The sequence below is a fragment of the Streptomyces tricolor genome (assembly GCF_002155905.1).
Lineage (GTDB): Bacteria > Actinomycetota > Actinomycetes > Streptomycetales > Streptomycetaceae > Streptomyces > Streptomyces tricolor.
Window position 1 is genome coordinate 1 of record NZ_MUMF01000174.1, and the last position, 7,982, is coordinate 7,982.

The window sequence follows — 7,982 nt, forward strand, 5'->3', positions numbered from 1 at the left end:
TTCGCCCCGGGCGCGGCCGCGCCCGGGGCGAAGTCGGCGGTGAGGGACTCCCGGGGCGGGCGGCGGCTGTGCGCCTGGCCGTGCTCCTCGGGTCCCGGGTTGATCGGGTCCATGGGTTCATGCCCCCCAGTAGCGTCGTGTGCTCGAGTCCGGCCCCTCCCGGCCTTGTCGCACACCGCGCTGTCGCTTCTGGTCCGGGCCCGCTCGGTCGAGGGGTGCGAGACGGCGGGCGACCGCACCCTAAACCTTCGCCCAGTATCTCCGACAGGGCGGGGTGCCGTGCGGTCCGAGACGTCACGGTCTCATGGGGATTGCCCCCGACGTGCGCTGACGTGTGCTTCGGCGGGTGCGCCCGGGTCTCCCCCGACGCCCGGTTCACCCCTGTGCGCGCGTTTCCCCCGTACGCGCGTCCCACCGTGCACGCGCGCCTCGGTCCGGTATCCGCGCACCTCGCTGCCGTACGCCTGTATCGCTGTCGTACGCGCGCCGTGCCGCCGTACGCGGTCTCGCTCCGGTCCGCGCCTCACACCCGGGGCAGCGACTCCACGCCGATGCCGCCCTCGATGGCGAGGATGCGGTGCAGCCGGGTCGCCACCAGCAGGCGTTGCATCTGCGGTGGCACGCCCCGCAGCACCAGACGGCGCCCGCAGCGGCCGGCCCGCCGGTGGGCACCCATGATCACCCCGAGTCCGGTGGCGTCCCAGGAGTCCAGTTCGGACAGGTCGAGCACCAGGTCGCCGACTCCGGTGTCGACGGCCGAGTGCAAGGCCGTACGGGCGTCCGCCGCGCTGCGGACGTCGAGGCGCCCCCCGACGACCAGCTCGGCGTGGTCGCCCCTGATGTGCATATGCGCTCCCCGTTGAGTGCGGTTGGCGTACTCGGTGACGGTGCTGTGCACCGTCTGACTGTGCGGGTGGCGGTGCGGTTGCTGCTTGTAAGCGAACCGATACCGAATTCACCCCCGGGAGTGATACTCCCGGGGTGATTGTGCCGGGATAGGTGACTTAGTACGTGTAGAAGCCCTGCCCGCTCTTGCGGCCGATGTCACCGGCATCCACCATCCGGCGCATCAGCTCCGGCGGGGCGAACTTCTCGTCCTGGGACTCGGTGTAGATGTTGCTCGTGGCGTGCAGCAGGATGTCCACGCCGGTGAGGTCGGCGGTGGCGAGCGGGCCCATGGCGTGGCCGAAGCCCAGCTTGCAGGCGAGGTCGATGTCCTCGGCGGTGGCGACGCCGGACTCGTAGAGTTTGGTCGCCTCGACCACGAGGGCGGAGATGAGCCGGGTGGTGACGAAGCCGGCGACGTCCCGGTTGACGACGATGCAGGTCTTGCCGACGGACTCGGCGAACTCCCGGGCGGTGGCGAGGGTTTCGTCGCTGGTTTTGTAGCCGCGGACCAGCTCGACGAGCTGCATCATCGGCACCGGCGAGAAGAAGTGCACGCCGACGACCCGCTCGGGGCGCTCGGTGGCCGCCGCGATCTTGGTGATTGGGATGGCGGAGGTGTTGGAGGCGAGCACGGCGTCCTCGCGCACGAGCTTGTCGAGCGCGCGGAAGATCTCGTGCTTGACCTCCAGCTTCTCGAAGACGGCCTCCACCACGACGTCCGCTTCGGCGGCGGCGTCCAGGTCGGTGGTCGGGGTGATGCGCGCGAGGGCGGCCTCGGCGTCCTCGGCCGCCAGCTTGCCCTTGCCGACGAACTTGTCGTACGAGGCCTTGATGCCGTCGGTGCCGCGCTTCAGTGCCTCGTCGGTGACGTCCCGCAGAACGACGTCCCAGCCCGCCTGCGCGGCGACCTGAGCGATTCCGGATCCCATGAGACCGGCCCCGATGACGGCGAGCTTCCGTGCCACTCCGACTCCCTTGAACGCGCTGGATGGTCTGCCTCTCGGCGGACCCTAGCGCCCTCGCGCCGCTGTGTGACCGGTAAGTAACGCGCGTCACGTCTCATTTGACGGACATCACACCGGCACGGGTCATTCCACGCCTCGGACGGCGTAGTTGAGCACCTTTTCGCTCAACAGGTCCTCGATGTCGTCCAGCAGAACAAGTACCTCTCGTGACACTTCGGCCGGTTTGCGCCCCGCGAGCATCTCGCGGCCGACGGCGACGAAGACGGCCTGGTGGATCCAGCAGATCTGACCGGCCATCAGGTCGGGCAGGGGGTCGTCGGGGGCGGCGGCGGTCTCCTCGCGCAGGGCCGTCTCCAGGGCGTCGTGGATCTCCTGCTGGAGGCTCCACAGCCGGGAGCGCAGCGGCGGCGCCTCCTGGATGACCCGCATGAAACGGTCGTAGCCCTCCATCAGACCGAGCCGGGGCGAGACGGCCTCGGCCTCCGCGCGCAGTTCGCGCAGCACGGCGCGCGCGGCGGACTCGCCGGCATCCCGGCCCCGGACCCAGCGGGCCAGCTGGTCGGCCACGCCCGCCGAGCGGTCGAAGAAGAGGTCCTCCTTGGCGGGGAAGTAGTTGTAGACGGTGTTGACCGAGACGTTCGCGGCCTCGGCGATCTCCGCGACGGTCACCGCGTCGAACCCGCGCTCCAGGAACAGCCCCGTGGCGACATCGGAGATGTACTGCCGGGTCTGCCGTTTCTTCCGCTCCCTGAGCCCTTCAGCCATGCCCGCATCCTAGCTTCGCTGGTGCCGATGAAAACTTGGGGTCATTGCAAAGTTTCAGGGACTCTGTTTTTCTGGGGGCATGGCAGCAGTCATCAGCACGGCGGGCCTGGCCCGCACCTTCCAGACCAAGGCCGGCCCCGTGGACGCCGTCCGGGGCATCGACCTCACCGTCCGCGAGGGCGAGATCCTCGGCTTCCTCGGCCCCAACGGCGCCGGCAAGACGACCACCCTGCGCATGCTCACCACGCTGCTGAAGCCGACCGGCGGCGCGGCCACCGTCGCCGGCTGCGACCTCGCCACCGATCCGGCCGGGGTGCGCCGGGCCAGCGGCTACGTCGCCCAGTCCGGCGGCGTCGACCCCCAGATCACCGTGCGGGAGGAGCTGGTCACCCAGGGCCGGCTGTACCGCCTGCCGAAGGCGGCGGCGGTCGCCCGCGCCGCGGAACTCGCCGCGGACCTGGACCTCACCGGCCTCCTCGACCGGAAGACCGGCGCGCTCTCCGGGGGCCAGCGGCGCCGCCTGGACATCGCGATGGCCCTCACCCACCGCCCCAAGGTGCTGTTCCTGGACGAGCCGACGACCGGCCTGGACCCGGGCAGCCGCGCCGACCTGTGGGAACTGGTCCGCCGGCTGCGCGACGAGCACGCCACGACCGTCTTCCTGACCACCCACTACCTGGACGAGGCCGACGCCCTCGCCGACCGCCTGGTGATCGTCGACCGGGGCACGGTCGCCGCCGAGGGCACCCCCAGCGCGCTCAAGCTCCGCTACGGCGGCTCGCTCGACGCCACCCTCCAGGACACCTTCCTCGCCGTCACCGGCCGCGGCCCCGCCCCGGCCGACACCACGCCCGTGGCCGTATAGCCCCGCCCCGCAGCCCTCCAGGACGTACAGGATCCGATCGATGCTCCTCCACGACACGGCCCTCATCTACGGCCGCTATCTCCGCCAGTCCCTGCGCTCCCGCTTCGCCCTGCTCTTCGGCGTGCTCACGCCCCTGCTCTACCTGCTGTTCTTCGGCCCGCTGCTCACGGACCTGCCGCTGGGCGGGCAGGGCAGCTCCTGGCAGGTGCTGGTCCCCGGGCTGCTGCTGCAGCTCGGCCTGTTCGGAGCCCTGTTCGCCGGGTTCACCGTCATCATCGAGAAGGGGCAGGGGGTGGTGGAGCGGATGCGGGTGACCCCGGTCAGCCGGCTGGCCCTGCTGCTCGGCCGGGTGCTGCGGGACGCCACCGTGTTCGTCTTCCAGGCGGTGCTGCTGGTGCTGGCCGCGCTGGTGATGGGCCTGCGCGCGCCGCTGGCCGGCATCCTGATCGGCTTCGGCTTCGTCGCGCTGCTCTCGCTCTCGCTGGCCTCGGTGTCGTACGCGCTCGGCATGAAGGTCCGCACCCCGCAGGAGTTCGGCCCGCTGATCAACACGGTGTCGATGCCGTCGATGCTGCTGTCCGGACTGATGCTCCCGATGAGCCTCGCACCCGCCTGGCTGGACGTGCTGTCGCACTTCATGCCGTTCCGCTACCTGGTGGACGCCGTCCGCGACGCGTACGTCGGCGACTACACCAGCGCGCACATGCTCTACGGCGTCCTGGTCGCCGTCGGCTTCGCCGCGCTGTCCGTGACGGCGGGCACACGGGTGTTCCGCAGCGCCGGGGCGTAACTACGCTGGCCGCATGGTCAATCTGACGCGCATCTACACCCGGACCGGCGACCGGGGCACCACCGCTCTCGGCGACATGAGCCGGGTGCCCAAGACGGATCTGCGGATCTCCGCCTACGCCGACGCCAACGAGGCCAACGCGGTGATCGGCACGGCGATCGCGCTGGGCGGTCTGGACGAGGAGATCGTCACGGTCCTCACCCGCGTCCAGAACGACCTGTTCGACGTGGGTGCGGACCTGTCGACGCCGGTGGTGGAGAACCCGCAGTACCCGCCGCTGCGGGTGGAGCAGTTCTACATCGACCGGCTGGAGGCGGACTGCGACCGCTTCAACGAGCGGCTGGAGAAGCTGCGCTCCTTCATCCTGCCGGGCGGCACCCCGGGCGCCGCCCTGCTGCACCAGGCGTGCACGGTCGTACGCCGGGCCGAGCGCTCCACCTGGTCGGCCCTGGAGGTGCACGGCGAGACGATGAACCCGCTCACCGCCACCTACCTCAACCGCCTCTCCGACCTGCTGTTCATCCTGGCCCGCAGCGCCAACCGGGAGGCCGGCGACGTGCTGTGGGTGCCGGGCGGGGAGCGCTAGCTCCCGCCGGACGGGGTCAGTCGCCGGTCCGGCCGTCGGTCAGCTCGCGCAGGATGTCGAGATGGCCGTTGTGCCGGGCCGTCTCCTCGATGAGGTGGAGCAGGATCCAGCGCAGGTCGACCGGGCTGCCGTCGTTCCGCTTCCGCCGGGCCTTGGTGTCCAGGTCGTGCGCGGCGATCAGCTCGTCGTACCGCGCGCAGTCCTCGGCGTACTCGGCCAGCAGCCGGGACAGCGGGATGCCGACCGCTATCCGCATCTCGCGGTCGGGGTCCTCCTCGGTCCAGGGGCTCTCGTCCTCCTCCCCCAGGAAGACGACCCGGAACCAGAAGTACTCGACCCAGCGCAGATGGCTGATCAGCCCGCTCAGGGTCATCAGCGGCGAGCCGGGCAGGTGCGCCGCGCGGGCGTCCTCGTCGGAGAGTCCCTCGCACTTGGCGCGCGCGGTGGCGCGGACGTAGTCGAGGAAGGTGGTCAGCTGAGTACGCTCGTCCCAGGCGGGAGGCGTGTCGGTGCGTGTCATCGCCGCGATGATGTCCCCGCGCCCGCCTCGGTGTCGACAGGGTTTTCGACGGCCTTCTCCTTCGGCTGCTGCTTCGGGAACAGCGTGTAGCACCCGGCGATGACCACGTTGATCCCGATCGCCCACAGCATGCGGTGCTGCCACGCCCGCAGCGCGGAGACGTCCCCGGCGTCACCGACGTACCAGACGGCGCCCTGGAGCAGGGCGAGGGCGACGGCCGCGGCCAGGATCCAGCGGCCCGCGACCTTCCACTCGTGCACGGCGCGGGCGGTGCCGTACTTCGGCGGCCGGACCGGGGGCGGGCCGCCGGCGAAGCGGTGGGCCACCCGGACGTCCGCCCACTTGATGGTGGCGTGACCGAGGCCGACCGTGAAGCCGATGTACACCGCGGCCAGGCCGTGCCGCCAGTCCGGTTCGGCGCCGTTGCGCAGGTCGATCGCGGTGACGACGAAGAGCACGATCTCCAGGAGCGGCTCGCACAGCAGCAGGGCCAGGCCGGTGCGCGACATCCGGAACGCGTACCGGAAGGCCAGCCCGGCCGCCAGCAGCACCCAGAACGCCACCTCGCAGGCGATGATCAGTCCGACGATCACACTTCGCTCCCCTCGTTCACCCTCCCCCAAGGCTCCCGGCCGGGGCCGCCGGCCGCGTCATCGGCGCAGAGGAAACCGGCGTAAGCGAAAGTCGCAGTCCGGGACCCTCCCCCGGATGCAGGCGGCCCGCCCCCGGGCCGTGTTGGATGGGGGCATGGCCCGCACGCTCCGCCGCCCGCACCGCGACGACTGGTACATCGCCGTGTGCGGACTGCTCGGCGGGGTGCTGCTGTGGGCGCTCGGGATCCACCCCCGCCTGGCCTCCGACGACCTGATCCTCTGGTCCGCTCCCTGGGCGCCGCTGGTGCCGCTGGCGCTCACCGCCGCGTGCGAACCGCTGCGCCGCATCCGGCCGCGCGTCGGTCTGCTGATCGGCACGGCCGCGCTGACCCTGGACACGGTGACCCTCGGCAGCATCGTCACCGTGGCGCTGTACACCGACCTGATGTACGCGGCCGTCCTGTACGGCACCCCGGCCTCCGCCCGCCGCATCCCGTGGATCACCGGCATGCTGACGGTCGTCGGCGGAATCGTCCCGGCGGCGCTCTGGCGGGACCCGCAGGGGCTGCTGATCGGTGTGGGCGTCGGCGTGGTGGCCCTGGCCCCCGCCGCCACCGGCGCGGTCGTGCGCAACCACCGGGACGCCGCCGAGTCGGCCCGGCTGCGCGCGGAGCAGACCGCGCTGCTGGCCGAGATGGACCGCGCCCAGGCCGTCACCGCCGAACGGGCCCGGATGGCCCGGGAGCTGCACGACATGGTCGCCAATCACCTGTCGGCCATCGCCATCCACTCCACGGCCGCGCTCTCCCTCGACGACCCGAAGACCTCCCAGGAGGCGCTGGCCGTCATCCGGGAGAACAGCGTGGAGGGACTGGCCGAGATGCGCCGGCTGATCGGCATCCTGCGCGACAGCACCGGGGACCGGGAGCCCGCCGCCTCCCCCACGCTGGACGGCCTCGGCGCGCTGGTCGACAACGCCCGGGCCAACGGCCTGGACGTCACGCTCGACGCCGACCACGGCACGGTGCCGGCGCCCGTGGAGCTCGCCGCCTACCGGATCGTGCAGGAGTCGCTGACCAACGCCCTGAAGCACGCGGCGAAGGGGCGCGTCCAGGTCTGCCTCCGGCAGCGGGACGGGGTGCTGGACATCCGGGTGACCAGTCCCTACCGGCCCGGCGACGGCCCGCGCGCACCCGGCTCCGGTTCCGGGCTCACCGGGATGCGGGAGCGGGCCGCGCTGCTCGGCGGCACGTTCGAGGCCGGACCGCAGGGCACCCTGTGGGCCGTACGCGCCACGCTTCCGCTCACCGAAGGAGACCCCGCATGATCCGTGTCCTGGTCGCCGAGGACCAGTCCGCCGTCCGCGCCGGGCTCGTCCTGATCCTGCGCAGCGCGCCGGACATCGAGGTGGTCGGCGAGGCCGCGGACGGTGAACAGGCGGTCGAGCTGGCCCGCAGCCTCGGTCCGGACATCGTCCTGATGGACGTGCAGATGCCCCGCCTCGACGGGGTGTCGGCGACCCGGCGGATCGTCGCCGAGCGGCTCGCGGACGTGCTCGTGCTGACCACCTTCGACCTCGACGAGTACGTGTTCGGCGCGCTCCGGGCGGGCGCGGCCGGCTTTCTGCTGAAGAACACCGAGGCGCGGGATCTGCTGGAGGCGGTGCGCACGGTGGCGCGCGGGGAGGGGATCGTCGCGCCGGCCGTGACCCGGCGGCTGATCGCCGAGTTCGCGGCGGCGCCGGCCCGGGACGCGGACGCCGACCCGGCCGTGCTGGAGGGGCTCACCCGGCGGGAGCGGGAGGTGCTGGGCTGTATCGGCGAGGGCCTGTCGAACGCCCAGATCGCGACCCGGCTGGACATGGCGGAGGGCACGGTGAAGACGCACGTCAGCCGGTTGCTGGCCAAGCTGGAACTGCGCAGCCGGGTGCAAGCGGCCGTGCTCGCCCGGGAGTTGGGGATCTAGCGCGGTCCGCCGCGGGGAACGCCGGAATGGTCCAGACCTATTGAC

The 7,982-nt window shown here is 71.8% G+C and carries 10 protein-coding genes; 5 read left to right on the plus strand and 5 right to left on the minus strand.

Annotation, left to right across the window (positions count from 1 at the left end; genetic code table 11):
* Positions 1 to 523: 523 nt before the first annotated feature.
* From CCN44_RS13740 to CCN44_RS13750, 3 genes are all read right to left on the minus strand, one after another.
* Positions 524 to 847 (minus strand): STAS domain-containing protein, encoded by a 324-nt coding sequence (locus tag CCN44_RS13740; RefSeq protein ID WP_014675024.1) that lies wholly within the window; start codon positions 845 to 847, stop codon positions 524 to 526.
* 157 nt (positions 848 to 1,004) lie between these two features.
* The gene (locus CCN44_RS13745) at positions 1,005 to 1,853 is read right to left on the minus strand and encodes a 3-hydroxyacyl-CoA dehydrogenase family protein (RefSeq protein WP_059252623.1); all 849 of its coding nucleotides are present in this window, start codon (positions 1,851 to 1,853) and stop codon (positions 1,005 to 1,007) included.
* A gap of 123 nt (positions 1,854 to 1,976) precedes the next feature.
* Positions 1,977 to 2,618 carry a TetR/AcrR family transcriptional regulator gene (locus tag CCN44_RS13750; protein ID WP_059252622.1) on the minus strand — a complete coding sequence of 214 codons (642 nt, stop codon included), beginning with the start codon at positions 2,616 to 2,618 and terminating at the stop codon, positions 1,977 to 1,979.
* Positions 2,619 to 2,697: 79 nt separating this feature from the next.
* On the opposite strand from CCN44_RS13750, the gene CCN44_RS13755 reads away from it, so the two are divergent.
* Genes CCN44_RS13755 through CCN44_RS13765 form a run of 3 tightly spaced genes read left to right on the plus strand, consistent with a single transcriptional unit; the run spans position 2,698 to position 4,859 of the window.
* A complete protein-coding gene (locus CCN44_RS13755) occupies positions 2,698 to 3,483 on the plus strand; it encodes an ABC transporter ATP-binding protein (RefSeq protein ID WP_059252621.1) in 786 nt (261 codons plus the stop codon).
* A gap of 40 nt (positions 3,484 to 3,523) precedes the next feature.
* Positions 3,524 to 4,273, plus strand: a complete 750-nt coding sequence (locus CCN44_RS13760; protein WP_059252620.1) for an ABC transporter permease — start codon at positions 3,524 to 3,526, stop codon at positions 4,271 to 4,273.
* A 13-nt stretch (positions 4,274 to 4,286) separates the two neighbouring features.
* A complete protein-coding gene (locus CCN44_RS13765) occupies positions 4,287 to 4,859 on the plus strand; it encodes a cob(I)yrinic acid a,c-diamide adenosyltransferase (RefSeq protein ID WP_059252619.1) in 573 nt (190 codons plus the stop codon).
* A gap of 16 nt (positions 4,860 to 4,875) precedes the next feature.
* On the opposite strand, the gene CCN44_RS13770 is transcribed toward CCN44_RS13765, so the two are convergent.
* Both CCN44_RS13770 and CCN44_RS13775 read right to left on the minus strand, forming a co-directional pair.
* Positions 4,876 to 5,379, minus strand: a complete 504-nt coding sequence (locus CCN44_RS13770; protein ID WP_086697802.1) for a DinB family protein — start codon at positions 5,377 to 5,379, stop codon at positions 4,876 to 4,878.
* Positions 5,376 to 5,972, minus strand: a complete 597-nt coding sequence (locus tag CCN44_RS13775; protein ID WP_086697803.1) for a hypothetical protein — start codon at positions 5,970 to 5,972, stop codon at positions 5,376 to 5,378. The genes CCN44_RS13770 and CCN44_RS13775 overlap by 4 nt, the downstream gene beginning before the upstream one ends.
* A 154-nt stretch (positions 5,973 to 6,126) precedes the next feature.
* Here CCN44_RS13775 and CCN44_RS13780 point away from each other — a divergent pair, with 154 nt between their 5' ends.
* Together CCN44_RS13780 and CCN44_RS13785 are read left to right on the plus strand one after the other, a co-directional pair.
* Positions 6,127 to 7,299 carry a sensor histidine kinase gene (locus CCN44_RS13780; RefSeq protein ID WP_086697804.1) on the plus strand — a complete coding sequence of 391 codons (1,173 nt, stop codon included), beginning with the start codon at positions 6,127 to 6,129 and terminating at the stop codon, positions 7,297 to 7,299.
* The gene (locus CCN44_RS13785; RefSeq protein WP_086697805.1) at positions 7,296 to 7,937 is read left to right on the plus strand and encodes a response regulator; all 642 of its coding nucleotides are present in this window, start codon (positions 7,296 to 7,298) and stop codon (positions 7,935 to 7,937) included. Before CCN44_RS13780 ends, CCN44_RS13785 begins: the two co-directional genes overlap by 4 nt.
* Positions 7,938 to 7,982: the final 45 nt, after the last annotated feature.

Coding starts and splice junctions, on each gene's coding strand:
- CCN44_RS13755 (WP_059252621.1), top strand. CDS start 2,698: ATGGCAGCAGTCATCAGCACGGCGGGCCTGGCCCGCACCTTCCAGACC.
- CCN44_RS13785 (WP_086697805.1), top strand. CDS start 7,296: ATGATCCGTGTCCTGGTCGCCGAGGACCAGTCCGCCGTCCGCGCCGGG.
- CCN44_RS13765 (WP_059252619.1), top strand. CDS start 4,287: ATGGTCAATCTGACGCGCATCTACACCCGGACCGGCGACCGGGGCACC.
- CCN44_RS13740 (WP_014675024.1), bottom strand. CDS start 847: ATGCACATCAGGGGCGACCACGCCGAGCTGGTCGTCGGGGGGCGCCTC.
- CCN44_RS13770 (WP_086697802.1), bottom strand. CDS start 5,379: ATGACACGCACCGACACGCCTCCCGCCTGGGACGAGCGTACTCAGCTG.
- CCN44_RS13760 (WP_059252620.1), top strand. CDS start 3,524: ATGCTCCTCCACGACACGGCCCTCATCTACGGCCGCTATCTCCGCCAG.
- CCN44_RS13780 (WP_086697804.1), top strand. CDS start 6,127: ATGGCCCGCACGCTCCGCCGCCCGCACCGCGACGACTGGTACATCGCC.
- CCN44_RS13750 (WP_059252622.1), bottom strand. CDS start 2,618: ATGGCTGAAGGGCTCAGGGAGCGGAAGAAACGGCAGACCCGGCAGTAC.